This is a genomic window from Gallibacterium genomosp. 2, from assembly GCF_000771895.1.
GTDB lineage: Bacteria > Pseudomonadota > Gammaproteobacteria > Enterobacterales > Pasteurellaceae > Gallibacterium.
In genome coordinates this window covers 1-14,314 of sequence record NZ_JPXY01000014.1, presented here as the reverse complement: position 1 = coordinate 14,314, position 14,314 = coordinate 1, and the positions used below count along the sequence as shown (strand labels likewise).

General features: G+C 37.6%; 16 protein-coding genes, 4 tRNA genes and 2 pseudogenes. 10 read left to right on the top strand and 12 right to left on the bottom strand.

Going from position 1 to position 14,314, the window contains the following annotated elements:
• Positions 1 to 144 precede the first annotated feature (144 nt).
• Together P375_RS02530 and P375_RS12700 are read right to left on the bottom strand one after the other, a co-directional pair.
• On the bottom strand, positions 145 to 408 hold the full coding sequence (locus P375_RS02530) for a hypothetical protein (protein WP_052121777.1): 264 nt from the start codon (positions 406 to 408) through the stop codon (positions 145 to 147).
• A 30-nt stretch (positions 409 to 438) separates the two neighbouring features.
• Entirely contained in the window at positions 439 to 546 is a 108-nt protein-coding gene (locus P375_RS12700; RefSeq protein ID WP_231924856.1) for a helix-turn-helix domain-containing protein, read from the bottom strand.
• A gap of 130 nt (positions 547 to 676) precedes the next feature.
• On the opposite strand from P375_RS12700, the pseudogene P375_RS02525 reads away from it, so the two are divergent.
• Positions 677 to 907: pseudogene (locus P375_RS02525) on the top strand (glycerol-3-phosphate transporter); the annotation flags it as partial.
• Between the two features lie 154 nt (positions 908 to 1,061).
• On the opposite strand, the gene P375_RS02520 reads toward P375_RS02525, so the two are convergent.
• A complete protein-coding gene (locus tag P375_RS02520; RefSeq protein ID WP_039134007.1) occupies positions 1,062 to 2,051 on the bottom strand; it encodes an Asd/ArgC dimerization domain-containing protein in 990 nt (329 codons plus the stop codon).
• A gap of 66 nt (positions 2,052 to 2,117) precedes the next feature.
• Between P375_RS02520 and ybaK the strand changes: the two genes are divergently transcribed.
• From ybaK to P375_RS02490, 6 genes and pseudogenes are all read left to right on the top strand, one after another.
• A complete protein-coding gene (gene ybaK, locus P375_RS02515) occupies positions 2,118 to 2,594 on the top strand; it encodes a Cys-tRNA(Pro)/Cys-tRNA(Cys) deacylase YbaK (RefSeq protein WP_039134005.1) in 477 nt (158 codons plus the stop codon).
• A 147-nt stretch (positions 2,595 to 2,741) separates the two neighbouring features.
• Positions 2,742 to 2,817, top strand: a tRNA-Lys gene (locus P375_RS02510).
• A gap of 21 nt (positions 2,818 to 2,838) precedes the next feature.
• Positions 2,839 to 2,914: transfer RNA gene (locus P375_RS02505), tRNA-Lys, on the top strand.
• 27 nt (positions 2,915 to 2,941) lie between these two features.
• A tRNA-Lys gene (locus P375_RS02500) sits at positions 2,942 to 3,017 on the top strand.
• Positions 3,018 to 3,038: 21 nt separating this feature from the next.
• Positions 3,039 to 3,114 (top strand) — tRNA-Lys (locus P375_RS02495).
• Between the two features lie 130 nt (positions 3,115 to 3,244).
• Positions 3,245 to 4,009: pseudogene (locus tag P375_RS02490) on the top strand (PLP-dependent transferase); the annotation flags it as partial.
• Positions 4,010 to 4,217: 208 nt separating this feature from the next.
• On the opposite strand, the gene rplI reads toward P375_RS02490, so the two are convergent.
• From rplI to P375_RS02465, 5 genes are all read right to left on the bottom strand, one after another.
• A complete protein-coding gene (rplI, locus tag P375_RS02485; protein WP_039083114.1) occupies positions 4,218 to 4,667 on the bottom strand; it encodes a 50S ribosomal protein L9 in 450 nt (149 codons plus the stop codon).
• Between the two features lie 21 nt (positions 4,668 to 4,688).
• Positions 4,689 to 4,916 (bottom strand): 30S ribosomal protein S18, encoded by a 228-nt coding sequence (gene rpsR, locus P375_RS02480; protein WP_005759927.1) that lies wholly within the window; start codon positions 4,914 to 4,916, stop codon positions 4,689 to 4,691.
• 12 nt (positions 4,917 to 4,928) lie between these two features.
• Complete coding sequence (gene priB / locus P375_RS02475; RefSeq protein ID WP_021460938.1) at positions 4,929 to 5,255, bottom strand: primosomal replication protein N; 327 nt, start codon at positions 5,253 to 5,255, stop codon at positions 4,929 to 4,931.
• Positions 5,242 to 5,619 carry a 30S ribosomal protein S6 gene (rpsF, locus tag P375_RS02470; RefSeq protein ID WP_013746288.1) on the bottom strand — a complete coding sequence of 126 codons (378 nt, stop codon included), beginning with the start codon at positions 5,617 to 5,619 and terminating at the stop codon, positions 5,242 to 5,244. The genes priB and rpsF overlap by 14 nt, the downstream gene beginning before the upstream one ends.
• Before the next feature lie 132 nt (positions 5,620 to 5,751).
• Positions 5,752 to 6,798, bottom strand: coding sequence for a glycosyltransferase family 9 protein (locus tag P375_RS02465; protein ID WP_039134000.1), 1,047 nt, complete (start codon positions 6,796 to 6,798; stop codon positions 5,752 to 5,754).
• A 16-nt stretch (positions 6,799 to 6,814) separates the two neighbouring features.
• Here P375_RS02465 and P375_RS02460 point away from each other — a divergent pair, with 16 nt between their 5' ends.
• Positions 6,815 to 7,585, top strand: a complete 771-nt coding sequence (locus P375_RS02460; RefSeq protein ID WP_039133997.1) for a 3-deoxy-D-manno-octulosonic acid kinase — start codon at positions 6,815 to 6,817, stop codon at positions 7,583 to 7,585.
• A 52-nt stretch (positions 7,586 to 7,637) separates the two neighbouring features.
• Here the strand turns inward: P375_RS02460 and coaD are convergent, their stop codons facing one another.
• The 4 genes from coaD to efp form a co-directional block, all read right to left on the bottom strand.
• Complete coding sequence (gene coaD, locus P375_RS02455; RefSeq protein ID WP_039133994.1) at positions 7,638 to 8,108, bottom strand: pantetheine-phosphate adenylyltransferase; 471 nt, start codon at positions 8,106 to 8,108, stop codon at positions 7,638 to 7,640.
• Positions 8,108 to 9,382 (bottom strand): lipid IV(A) 3-deoxy-D-manno-octulosonic acid transferase, encoded by a 1,275-nt coding sequence (gene waaA, locus P375_RS02450; RefSeq protein ID WP_039133991.1) that lies wholly within the window; start codon positions 9,380 to 9,382, stop codon positions 8,108 to 8,110. Before waaA ends, coaD begins: the two co-directional genes overlap by 1 nt.
• Positions 9,383 to 9,385: 3 nt before the next feature.
• Positions 9,386 to 10,957, bottom strand: coding sequence for a glycosyltransferase family 2 protein (locus P375_RS02445; RefSeq protein WP_039133988.1), 1,572 nt, complete (start codon positions 10,955 to 10,957; stop codon positions 9,386 to 9,388).
• 171 nt (positions 10,958 to 11,128) lie between these two features.
• A complete protein-coding gene (efp, locus tag P375_RS02440) occupies positions 11,129 to 11,695 on the bottom strand; it encodes an elongation factor P (protein WP_039133985.1) in 567 nt (188 codons plus the stop codon).
• A 182-nt stretch (positions 11,696 to 11,877) separates the two neighbouring features.
• Between efp and epmB the strand changes: the two genes are divergently transcribed.
• Positions 11,878 to 12,876 (top strand): EF-P beta-lysylation protein EpmB, encoded by a 999-nt coding sequence (gene epmB, locus P375_RS02435; RefSeq protein WP_039133982.1) that lies wholly within the window; start codon positions 11,878 to 11,880, stop codon positions 12,874 to 12,876.
• 187 nt (positions 12,877 to 13,063) lie between these two features.
• Complete coding sequence (locus tag P375_RS02430) at positions 13,064 to 14,284, top strand: LysM-like peptidoglycan-binding domain-containing protein (RefSeq protein ID WP_039133979.1); 1,221 nt, start codon at positions 13,064 to 13,066, stop codon at positions 14,282 to 14,284.
• Positions 14,285 to 14,314: the final 30 nt, after the last annotated feature.

The following is a 14,314-nucleotide window of genomic DNA, read 5'->3' as shown; positions in this document are numbered from 1 at the left end:
GTTTTACGGCACGATCTGATAAAAGGGCTATCACTGATAGCCTTTTTTTAATCATTTTCAAGTAAGTATAGATGTAATGGCTGACAACAGTCTTGATATTCAAATCCAGATTGACAAGAACATTGCATATTATGGTTTTCTTTATCACTTAGTTTTCTCTAAAGCCTCTCTCAATAAAGCATTTTCCCTACGTTGCATCTCAATAATTTCATCTTTAGCTTTAATTAATTCGTTTTTATGATCAAGCTGTAATTTTAAATATTCTATCTGTTGAGCCAATTCTTCAGAATTACAAATAATATTAAGGCTTTGATTATCACTTTCTTGGTGATACATCACTATATTTTTTTCTCCAACAGACATTAATTCCAACACATCAATATCAAATACATCTGCAATCTGTTCCAATTTAGGAATATATAATCTTGTCTCACCACGTTAAATTTTAGAATAGCCGTTTGTAGACATTCCCAATTTATTTGCCATTTCTTCTTGCGACCAATTTCTTGATTCACGCAACGATCTAATTTTCTCATTTACTTTCATATATCCCTCACCAATAAGGTATTTTCCCTCACTCTTACGGTAGGTAAATACCAACTGTCAGTTGATTGTAGCATAAGCAATCTTTAATAGATAATTGTCAACAATGTTTATTACTATAAGAGGTACATTTATGTTCACTTTTTTAAAGGCATCTCCCCCAGCAGCTCCCATTACAGATCAAAAACAAATTGATAAGGATTATAAACGATTACGTTGGCAAGTATTTTTTGGCGTTTTCATTGGTTATGCTGCCTATTATTTAATTCGAAAAAATTTCTCTTTAGCTATTCCTCACCTAATAGAAGAGTATGGTTATACCAAAGCTCAATTAGGCACAGTCTCTTTTGCCCTCGCTATCGCCCCCCATCATTCTCATAATTACTCAAAACAACACTCGTGAAACTACTGATTTCCTATAAATACGGATAAGACAACGATTATCAACTATCCCCTGGTGGTGTAAAGTTTCTGCCACTGGTGCTGTAAAAAGATGTTGAGAACTATCAGTGATAGACCTATTTTTCATCATTTTCAAGTAAGAGCTGTAATAGCTCAATCGCCAATCTTGCCCGACTAAAACCGCGTTCATCACTCACCAACCAAAAACTTAATTTCTCTTGTTCTGTATTGACTTGACTAATATGCAATAATGGCAACACTTCATCATTTTCCTCAATTTCACCGTTTAAAACCGGTGTTATCAACTGTTCGGCGTGATAGCGTAATAAATCATCCTGTTGCCAAACTAAAGGAATATCAACCTCATTAAACTCATAGCCGACAACTGTTACCATCTGAGATAAGCCATAAAAAACGGGTACTTGAATACTATGTTCAATAAATTGTCCATTAAATTCTGGTAAAATTTTCTGTAATAACAGTTGATCTTTAATGCTCTCCTCCTGGTTATCAATCGGACTAACATTAAACGCTAACCGTTGTTGATCTTCATTTAGCGGAATGCCGTTTAACAATTGTGCGGTTTGTCCAACCAACTCTCTTACTTTTTCCTCGCCTTTATAGGTCATCGGCAATAAAGAAGTTACCATTATCTGAACTAACTGATATTGCTGCAAAATCGGTTTTAACGCCAATGCTAATTGAGAAATCTGCGGATTAGGCAATGAAACAATATTGCGCTGTCTAACCGCCTGCAACGCTTCATTATTCACTCCTGGAACAACCGCCGGAATATCATTTAGATAAGCGCAAATTCCCAACACATCAATCACTATACAACCGGCTTCTGCTGCAGTTGCCACATAAGTTACCTGAGGCAAAGAACCAGCAAATAATAAATAATCATAATTTGCCCAATCGACATCACCAAAACCAAGCTGTTCAACATATTTGCCGTTGAAGCGAATATTCTGTTCCTCTGAAAATTTTTCCGCTTCAATAACTGTGATTGACAAATTGGATAAAGCACTTTGCTCCAAAATCGTTACTAATTTCTCTGCCAACGAAAAATCAGCCGCAATAGCAATATTTAAACTTGAATTCATTTTCTTCTCCGTGATACGCTGATGCACCTATTTTAACAATTAAAAATTATCACGGGAACGTTTTCAATGACTCCGGCAATCAATCTACTAAAAAAGAAAAAAATTCCATTTACACTTCACCAATATGAACACGATGCCAACAACACCCATTTTGGGCAAGAAGCCGTAGAAAAACTGAATCTCTCTCCGCTACAAACCTTCAAAACATTGCTTGTTTCGATTAATAATGATGAAAAACATCTTGCGGTAATGGTTGTGCCGATTGCTTATAACTTAAATCTCAAAAAAGGTGCAAAAGCCTTAGGCGTTAAGAAAATCGAGATGGCGGATAAACATATTGCAGAAAAAAGCACAGGATATCTTGTCGGCGGTATTAGCCCATTAGGGCAGAAAAAAGTACTACCTACCATCATTTCCACAACTGCACAACAATTTGAAACGATTTTTGTATCGGGTGGCAAACGTGGCATTGATATTGAAATTAATCCTTCCGATTTAGCCGCCTTGCTACGTGCTGATTTTGCAGATATTAATGATGAATAAAACTTTTTAGTTCAAGCCCCTATTTTTAGATTATTTTTCAATCATATTGTTTCTGATTAAAGCAAATAAAGCAAAAACTAAAAATTTTTATTGATTAGTTTCATAAAATCAGTATTATAAGCACCCGTTGCAATGTGGTGACACGTTGGGTCGTTAGCTCAGTCGGTAGAGCAGCGGACTTTTAATCCGTTGGTCGAAGGTTCGAATCCTTCACGACCCACCACTATAAAGCACCATCTAATTTGGGTCGTTAGCTCAGTCGGTAGAGCAGCGGACTTTTAATCCGTTGGTCGAAGGTTCGAATCCTTCACGACCCACCACTTACAATATCAAAGAGATGATTAAGTGGGTTATTAGCTCAGTTGGTAGAGCAGCGGACTCTTAATCCGTCGGTCGAAGGTTCGAGCCCTTCATGACCCACCACTATAAAGCACAATTCAATTCGGGTCGTTAGCTCAGTCGGTAGAGCAGCGGACTTTTAATCCGTTGGTCGAAGGTTCGAATCCTTCACGACCCACCATTTCAAATAATTACTTCATAAATTTTCCTAAATGCTTTTATATTAAAAATCAATTATCATTTTTTACAATCTGCATATAATCCTTATTGAAATAAAAATAATCTTAATAAGGAGAATTTTATGCAATTTGTTAGCACAAAAAGCGCAAGTACCGCTAATTATTGATAATACGTTCGCTACACCTTTTTTCTGTCGCCCTTTTGAGTTTGGTGCCAACATTGTTGTCCACAGCACTACTAAATATCTTGATGGACACGCCGTTGCTATGGGAGGCGTCATTATTGATGGTGGAAATTTTAATTGGAACAACGGCAAGTTCCCTGCATTTACCCAGCCAGATGATTCTTATCACGGCTTAATTTATACAGAAACCTTCGGTGCTGCCGCTTATATCATAAAAGCAAGAGTACAGCTAATGCGTGATCTAGGTGCAACTCCTGCTCCACAAAACAGTTTTTTACTCAATTTAGGAATGGAAACTTTGCCTCTACGTATGCAGGCGCACTACAATAATGCGCTACAAGTAGCCCAATATTTGGAAAAATAACCTTTGGTTAATTCTGTCAATTACCCTGCTTTAGCCAGCTCTCCTGATTATGCACTCAAACAAAAATATGTACCGAACGGTCTATGCGGCGTCATCTCCTTTGAATTAAAAGATGGTAGGGAAGCAGCAGCGAAATGGTTAAATGCTCTAAAATTGGTTTCTCGTGAAGTACACGTTGCCGATATTAGAACTTGTGCATTACACCCAGCGACTTCAACGCATCGACAATTAAGTGAAGAAGGACTAGATAAAATTAATATTTCTGCAGGGCTAATCCGAATCTCTGTCGGGATTGAAAATATACAAGATATTTTGATGGATATTGAGCAAGCCTTTAGTGCGCTATAGCTTAATCTATAGTAGATAATATCCTCACTCTATACTTTCAGTGCTTATAAGAAATGTTCATTATTTAATCTTTATTGTATAGAAATTTAAGAATAGATGAAACTAATGAACATTTCTTTTTTTATATGTTGCAGTTAGATTGTAAATTAAAAGGAAAACAAAACCCCAACCATTTGGTTGGGGTTTAATCTGAATAATATTTTGAAAATTATTCTGCAACGATGATTACATTTAATGACGCAAATACTTCACCGTGGAATTGGAAACGCACTTCGTGTTCACCTAAAGTACGTAGCGCACCATTTGGTAAACGCACTTCGCTTTTCGCGACTTCAACACCTTTTGCAGTGATTGCATCAGCGATATCACGAGTACCGATAGAACCGAATAAACGCCCTTCATCACCAGCTTTAGAAGCGATTGTTACTGAACCTAGTGCTTCAAGTTTTTCAGCACGATCCATTGCAGCCGCTAATGCTTTAGCTGCTTTTTCTTCTAATTCAGCGCGACGGCTTTCAAAATACTCAATGTTTGCTTTAGTTGCCATAACTGCTTTTCCTTGTGGGATTAAGTAGTTACGTGCATAACCAGATTTTACATTTACTTGATCACCAACATTGCCTAGGTGAACAATTTTATCTAAAAGAATTACTTGCATTACCGTATCCTCTCTAATTGATTACTGATGATTGTCAGTGTACGGTAACAACGCTAAATAACGCGCACGTTTGATTGCACGAGCTAATTGACGTTGGTACTTCGCACGAGTACCGGTAATACGGCTAGGGACAATTTTGCCGCTCTCTGTAATGTAGTTCTTTAATGTAGCAATATCTTTATAATCGATTTCTACTACATTCTCCGCTGTGAAACGGCAGAACTTACGACGACGGAAATAACGTGCCATATGGCTATTCTCCTAATCTATAAATTCGATTTGCTCAGCGTGTAAGACTAATTGGCTAAGCCCATTATTCGTTTTGTGTGAGTGGATAAATCCTGCTACACACACCTTACTGCCGACCGTAATGCTTTGAGCTTGATTTGTTAATTGATTACCACTAAGTTGAACTGGTATTTTACACCACGCTTGTCTGGCCAATCCGGCTTCTTGTTGCCGAGAATGATGTTCAAGCCAAAATTGACAATGCGAAATTCCACTCGGGCTTTGATGTCGTTTTGGTTGAGAAACAACTGTGCCTATCAACGAAAAACGATTTTCAATTGTCAAATTACTCTTCAGCATCCTCATAATCGTTGTTATCAACATCAGCTAAAGCTTTACGTTCATCTTTCGCTTTAACCATTGGGGACGCTTCGGTTACGGCGTGCTTAGTACGAATAATTACGTTACGAAGAATTGCATCATTGTAACGGAAAGTTGTTTCAAGCTCGTCGATGACTTCTTGCGGTGCTTCTACATTCATTAACACATAATGTGCTTTGTGTAGTTTATTAATTGGGTAAGCCAATTGGCGACGACCCCAATCTTCTAAGCGATGAATTTGACCACCAGCTTCTTTAACAGAACCTGTATAGCGTTCAATCATGCCTGGTACTTGTTCACTTTGATCTGGGTGAACCATAAACACTATTTCGTAGTGACGCATTGCTGCTCCTTACGGGTTAATCAGCCTCCGACTATAGACCAGTCGCCAATCTGCGGAAGCAAGGAACGAAAAACGGAACGACTGTAAGGTCGCAAATTTTACTCAAATTGACTCAAAAAGCAAGTTAAAAAACTAATTTAACGCTAAAAGATGTAACATTTTCTCTGCCACCCGATCAACTGTAATTTGCGACATTAAATCTTTACCATAAACCTTTGTTCCCCAAGGTAAATCTTGCCACGACTTACCATACTGTTTTAATACATTCTCCTCATATACCGACACTACATCATCTTTGCTGTAATAAGGTCCTGTACGTTGCGGATTATGGTAAGCATATAATCCTAGCACTTTTGTACCTACCATTGTTGCCATATGTGCTGGTCCTGAATCTGGTGAAATCACTAAATCCACTCGTGATAATAATGCAATAAGTTGTTGTAGAGAGGTTTTTCCTGCCAGATTTACCACAGGCAAACAACATAATCGACAAATTTCTGTGGCACAGTTCATTTCATATTCACTTGACGATCCCGTTATAATCACCTGTACGCCTATTTCTGTCGCAATATCCGCCAGTTGAGCATAACGATCTAATAACCAATCTTTCTCTTTTTTACTTGAACAAGGAGAAATAACCACGTTTTTTCTAGCCGGGTCAATAAATTGTCTCACATATTGATGATCTTCTTCCGCAATCGGAAACTGCCAATGCGGTGCTGTAATCGGCACGCCAATATATTCAGCAAAACTCAAAAAACCATCCAAAACGTGATAACCTTTCGCTGCCCCAACTTGATGATTAATAAACCATTTTTGCCCCTCTTTTGTCCGTTGTGCATTAAAACCAACCCGATATTTCGCCTTAATTTCTAAAGAGAGAATAGAGGCTCGAATCGCTACCTGCATATCCAACAAAGCATCGAATTTACGCGAATGCAACCTTTTCCATAACGAAAAAATGCCTCGCCACCCCTGTTTTTTATCAAAAATAATAAATTCAATATTAGGGATATTTTTTAATAATTGTGCTTCGACCTTGCCAATGATCCAAGTAATTTTGGTCTGCGGATAATAAGCTTGAATCTGCTGTACTGCTGCCAAAGCGTTGCAAACATCACCAATGGCAGAAAGGCGCAAAATACAAATAGATTGTGGAGGTTGAGGAAATAACAGCATAGATTTAACTCTTAATATGTTAGAATTACGCTCTATTTTAATCAAAAAAGCAGAAATCCGCAGTAAAACAGGTATCAAAATGTCGAAAACTTACTATCTCTTTGCCGAAAATATTCAGACCAACTCGCCAGAATCTTTATTCGATCCTGTTTTTTGGCAGACACAACAGTTAGTTTTAGGTTCAGCCAAAGGACGCGGTATTACCTATTTTTTAAAAACGAAAGATCGTTGGGGTATAAATTGTGCCTTACGCCATTATTATCGTGGTGGACTATTCGGAAAATTAGTGAAAGATCATTTTCTATTTACTCACCTAAATCAATGTCGCAGTATTAAAGAATTTCAATTACTACAAAGACTTAAACAGAAAAACTTACCTGTACCAAAACCTATCGCTGCAAGAGTTATTCGCTCAGGATGTTGTTACCAGGCGGATATTTTAAGCGAATTAATTGAAAATAGTCAGGACTTAGTCGCTGCTTTACAAAAACACTCATTACATCACGAAATTTGGTACCATATCGGAAAATTAATTCGTCAATTACATAATGAACAAGTTTGTCACAGCGATTTAAACGCACATAATATTCTGCTACAACGCCTTGAAAATCATCAATATAAATTATGGTTACTTGATTTCGATAAATGCGGTTTTAAAACGGGCGACAACTGGAAACAAGAAAATCTACAACGACTTTACCGCTCATTTCAAAAAGAGGTGAAGCGTTACCATATTCATTTTAACGAAAACAACTGGCAACAATTATTAAGCGGCTATACGGAATAAAGCTCAACTTAACATCACAGAATTTTCATCATTTCTTAACAAAGATAATATTTTATTTTTCCAAAATGGTTTTAAAAACACCTGCCGGCACTAATTTTGCAATATTACCACCGTGTAATAAAATTTCACGTACCATTGTTGAGGAAACATAAGACCATTTTTCTGATGGAGGGAAAAATAAACTTTCAACACCATTCGTTAACAAACGATTTAAATGAGCAAGTTGCAGTTCATAATCAAAATCACTGGATGTTCTCGCTCCACGAATAATACCCTGAATATTACGTTCTAAAATTAGATGCGCCAATAAACCATCAAATGAGATCACTTCAACATTGTTTAATCCTACTGTAGCAATTTTGACGAAATCTAGCCGTTGTTGCAAACTGAACATTGGCTTTTTGCTCGGGCTTGCGGCTACTGCCACAATCAATCTTGGGAACAATCGCGCTGCACGCATAATAATATCCAGATGTCCATTGGTGATAGGGTCGAATGTTCCAGGATAAATCATTGTTATCATTATTTTTTCTCGCTTAAATAAGGTAATAAAATGTTTAGAGTACGTTGTAAGGCACCACGATTCTGTTGCAATATACGATAGCCGTTTTGTCCATATTGCTCGGCTTTCTGCGGATTTGTCAACAAAGCACTAATCTGCTGAACCAGTGCAGGTATACTATTTTCAATCACAATGACACCATCGGCTTCAATCAATTTTTGATAAATTTGCCGAAAATTAAACAGATGTTTACCGCTGATTACTGGCAATTTAAATAATAAGGGTTCAAGTGGATTATGCCCACCACGCTCAATAAAACTGCCTCCAATAAAAGCAATATCCGCCAACGCATATAATTTTAACAACTCTCCCATTGTATCGCCCAATAACACCGTTGTCTGTGAAACTATCAACTCGCCTAAACTTCGTTTTTGATAACAAAATTGCTGTTGTCGTAACAATTTTTCCACTTCGGTAAAACGTGCGGAATGGCGTGGCACAAGAATCAATAATAAATTCGGATATTGTTGCAGTAATTGTTGATGTGCCTTCAATACCATTGTTTCTTCGCCTTCGTGGGTGCTTGCAGCAATCCAGACCGGACGTTGTTGCAACATTGCAATTTTCTGCTGACGATAATCAGCAATTTCCTCATCAGAAACAGTTAAATCAAACTTTAAATTACCACTGCAACTGATTTTGCTTTTGTCAACGCCTAAACGTTGGTAACGCTCTACACTTAATTCATCCTGTGCGGAAATATGCGTAAATGCCTGCCAAATCGGCATAAGAGAATGCCGTAAATAGGCATAATGTTTAGCGGATTTATCTGATAAACGAGCGTTGATTAAAAACAGTGGAATATGGTGGTTCTTAATTTGTTGCAACAGATTAAACCACAACTCTGTTTCAACAATAATAAAACATTGAGGCTGAAATTGTTGCAAAAAACGTTTCATTAAAAACGGCAGATCAAACGGCAAATAACAATGTTGAACACGGTTACCAAACAAAGCCTGTACACGTTCCGAGCCGCCTGGAGTAAAAGTGGTAATGGTTATGAGTACATTCGGAAACTGTGCCAATAATTGTTTCACCAACGGCGTAACCAACAACACCTCACCAACTGAAGCCGCGTGAATCACAACACTCTGTTTTTGCAAAGATTTTGTTAAAGCAAAGCGCTCACGCCACCGTTGACGATACCCTATCTCTTTTCGACTTTTGTACAAAAAAGTGAGTAGAATAAAGGGTAAAGCGATAATAAAAAGTGCATTATAGATGAAAAATAACATTATTTACTTCTCTTTTAAAAATCGATCTACTCCATTTTCACAATAGACAATTTTTTGCTGTATTGTTTTTTCCAATAACTGATCATTCTGTGGTAATGCATCTCTGGCTTCTTCGTTATGCCACAAATGATAAGCGATAGCTGCAAAACGAATATCTTTTCGTTTCATTCCCGCATTATAAAAACGAGCAACAAATTCGCTATCTTCTCGTCCCCAACCAACAAAGTCATTATTAAAACCATTGATTTTTAAAGCATCTTCACGGAAAAATGCCATATTACAACTACGAATACCTTTAAAATAATTTTTCTTTTCTTTATGAATAAATCTATTTATCCAATATAAATGGCAAGCTGAAAAACGTTTTTCAATACGATTTTCAATCCCTTGCTGATACCACCTTATTCGAGGATAAACTTGTGGTTTCTGTAATATTTGTTTCGTCTTCTCTAATGGTAAAACTACTCGCCCTCCTTGTACTAGCACACCTCGTTTAGCATAAGAAATATGATCCTGAATAAATAATGGGTGTAAAACCATATCACCATCAATAATAATAATATATTCTCCTTTTGCTTGAGAAATTGCACGATTTCGGGATTCAGCGGCTCTAAATCCTCTATCAGCTTGCCAACAATGAATTAAAGGAATAGGGAACATCTGTTGATATCGTGAAATTAATTGTGCGGTTTCTTGGCGAGAACCATCATCTGCCACTAATACTTCCATTGGTAATACTTTTTGTTGCAATACCGAATTTAAGACCGCCTCTAACGCATCGGGACGATTATAAGTTGTAATAATCAAAGAACTACTAAGTTTTTGATTATATTCTATTAATTTCACATATTTATAATAAGCCCCCATTGCATTAGCACAGGAAATAACAAAACCATCTTGTCCATCTAAAAATCCTTTTTTCAAAACATAATGTTTAAAAAATGAAGAGAAACCGTGTCCAATTGCAGAAAAAACAGTGGCTTTTTTTCTCCCTTGTTGCTGCTCTGCGAACAAGGTTGTGTACTGCTGCATTTTCTGAATTAAATCGGCGGCACCATCAAATGAGTAGTGCAAAAAAGGTTGTTTTAATTTTATGACTTGGATATTTTTAGGAATTTCAAGTGCCTCATGTACTAATTTTTGATTAAATTGCACTTGTTGACGGTGATATAAGCGAGGAACATAATTTGGATACCAACCGCAGGTTTTAATAACTCGACCTCGATAATGATTTAATCTAGATAAAGAATATACAAAATTTGTTTTTGTTAAATCTATCTGCTTTAATTCTTCAATAAGTGATTTAGATAAAATCTCATCACTATCAATATTTAAAATCCAATTATGTTTTGCATATTCAGCAGCTAAATTTTTTAAAGGTCCAAATCCAATAAAAGGTGAATATTTAATAACAACATTAGGGAATTGCTTAGCAATTTCGATTGTTCGATCTGTAGATCCATTATCCAATACAATAATTTCATCAAAATCTGCTAATGCTTTTAATACTTTTTCTAAATATTTTTCTGAATTTTTCACTAACATAGTGATACTAATAGCAAGATTTGAACTCATATTTTCCTCTTTTTAAAAAATCTACATTCTAAATGTAAAACTACCCGTTAATAAAATACGATAATTTATAATAACTATCTATTTTATAATAGATAGTTATGCAATCCCATATAAACAAAAATCCTCTTCCTTGACGGTAAGAGGATTCTTTTCACCACATAATATAATATATTACTTCACACGAGCCACATACTCGCCAGAACGAGTATCTACACGGATAACTTCACCAATTTGAATAAATAATGGTACACGCACTACCGCACCGGTGCTTAATGTTGCCGGTTTACCGCCTGTTCCTGCTGTATCGCCTTTCAAGCCCGGATCAGTATCAACCACTTCCAACTCAACAAAGTTTGGTGGAGTCACATTGATTGGAGAACCGTTCCATAACGTTACGATACACTCTGCCTGATCCAACAACCATTTATCATTATCACCAATCGCTTTCGCATCTGCAGCAAGTTGTTCAAAAGTTTCGTTGTTCATAAAATACCAGAACTCTTCATCTTTATATAAGAAAGTGAGGTTGGTATCAACAACGTCCGCCGCTTCAACAGTTGAACCTGATTTAAAGTTCACATCCAACACTTTGCCTGAAATCAATTTACGAATACGAGTACGAGTAAACGCTTGTCCTTTCCCCGGTTTCACAAACTCATTTTCTACGATTACGCAAGGTTCGCCATCTTGCATAAATTTAAGACCTGGTTTGAAATCGCTGGTAGAATAGCTTGCCATAATATCCTCATTAATATTTGATTGTCTGTTCAATTCACCGCACAATTCACAAAAAATTGTGCTACTTTAGAAAAGTTGGAAGTATATATCTCTAACGGTTGAATTTTCAACTTTTTAAGAAGTTTTTGATAAAAATAATGTCATTTAATGGAAGACATAGGTAAAAAAATCGTCATATGATAATGCAAAACCTCACATTTGGAGCAGATTCCGATTGGACTGAATACTTAACCACTGCGGTTTCCGATCCGATTCAACTTTTAACATTACTGAATTTACCGCTCGAACCTTATCAACAACATTTGGCTGCGCGCCGTTTATTTGCAATGCGCGTGCCAATGCCATTTATAAATAAAATGGAAAAAGGCAATGCCAACGATCCTCTTTTTTTGCAAGTGATGACTGATGCTGCCGAATTTCTGCAAACACCCGGATTTGTGAAAGATCCGCTGCAAGAACAGGATAATGCCATCCCTAATTTATTACATAAATATCATAACCGTGTGTTGCTGATGGTAAAAGGTGGCTGTGCTGTCAATTGCCGTTACTGTTTCCGCCGCCATTTCCCTTATGAGGATAATCCGGGAAATAAAACGAATTGGCGTAAAGCATTGGATTATATTGCTCAACATTCCGAAATTGAGGAGGTGATCTTTTCCGGCGGTGATCCGTTAATGGCGAAAGATCGTGAATTGGCGTGGTTACTTGAGCAGTTAAATCAAATTCCGCACCTTAAAACGGTGCGTATTCACTCTCGTTTGCCGGTTGTCATTCCACAACGCATTACCCCCGAATTATGTCGATTGTTGGCGGACTCACCGCTTAACAAAGTACTGGTGTTGCACATTAATCACGCCAATGAAATCGATGAACTGTTAAGCAAGCAGCTGCAACCATTAAAACAAGCTGGGGTCACGCTACTCAATCAATCCGTGTTGTTAAAAGGGATTAACGATGATGCTCACATTCTCAAAGCGTTAAATGACAAACTGTTTGCCACCGGCATTTTGCCTTACTATCTTCATCTGTTGGATAAAGTGGAAGGCGCAAGCCATTTTTGGATTGACGATGAGCGGGCTTTAGCCATTTATCGGCAATTAATCACCTTATCTTCCGGCTATCTGGTGCCGAAACTGGCACGTGAAATCGCCGGAGAAAAAAGTAAAACTTGGTATAGCTAAAAATATTCAGATAAATCGTGATTAGCCTTAGTCATTGCCTATTTTTTCATTTAAAATAGCCAACGGAAAAAACGGCAGTCGTTTCTCTCTGCCAAGAAAGAATTTTTATCGTTCAAAGTTATCTCATCACTTTGAATCAATAACATTGTTGCAATAATGATTTTTAACCAAAATTTGAGGTATAACCGTGAGTAACACAGACAAGGAACAGCAAAGCGAACAACAGGACGCTAAACAGAATGAATTAAATTTAGAGTTTAATGAATTTGAACCTATTACCCCTAAAAGACCGGCAGTTGAAGCTGCCCCCTCTTTTATCGACAAATTAAAAGGCATCTTTAACAAAAAAGTGGCAAAAGCAGAAACTTTCCAGCAAGCAGAAGTTGAGCAAGCTGTTGAAAATACAGAAAACAACGAATTTGCCGCCGAACCGGTTACTGCACACAAAGCATCAGCATTAGCCAATTTATCAACACGTTCTCGCCGTTTACTTATCAGCGCTGCAGTGTTGGTTATCATCATTGTGTTATTTCTTTGGTTAAAACCTAGCAGCCAACCGGTAGATAGCCTACAATCTCAAGATAATAATTTGCCGATTGAATTTCAGCCGATTGATCCGAATGCTGCTAATGCCAACAATGAAGGTGTGCCAACAATGCAAACCGAAGAGCAAGCAATGGATAATGCCAATGCCAACGTAACAGATGCAGCTACAGCCAATAATGACGCTGCCGTTACTGCGGAAACTATCGCACAAAACAGCACCGCACCGACTCCGGCAGTGGATAATACCCCAATTACGACTGATGAAAACAATGCGGCTGCAACTAATCAAGCACAAACTCCGGCTGTTGCACCGGCTCCGGTTGCTCCAGCACCGAAAGCAGAACAGAAACCGGCTCTCAGTCAGGCTCAAATTGATAAAATTGAAAAACAGGCATATGAAGCCGAACAAGCCCGTTTAATTGCAAAAGCTAAAGCCCGTGCGGAACAGCGCGCTCGTGAAGAGTTCAGAGCAAAACAGCAGAAACAGAAAGAATTGGAACAACGTAAAGCACAAGCTATTCTTGACGGTAAAAATGTGCCGGTTGTTGATGCCAAACCTGTTGCCAGAAGCAGTTCAAAATCTACTTCATCTGTCACAACAGCTGCAAGTGGCGGTCAAGCAAAAACATTAACTATTCCGGCAGGCACTTCTTTGATGCAAGTATTCCGTGACAACAATTTAAATATTGCTGATGTCAATGCAATGACAAAAGCAAACGGTGCCGGCAACGCCTTAAGCAGTTTCAAACCGGGCGACAAAGTTGCCGTTAAAGTAAACGGTGGTCGCGTTTCAGAACTGCAATTACCTAGCGGTGCGAAATTTATTCGCCAAAGCAATGGTACCTATATCTATAAAAAATAATCTGATAAAAAGCCTATTGCCAAGTGATCT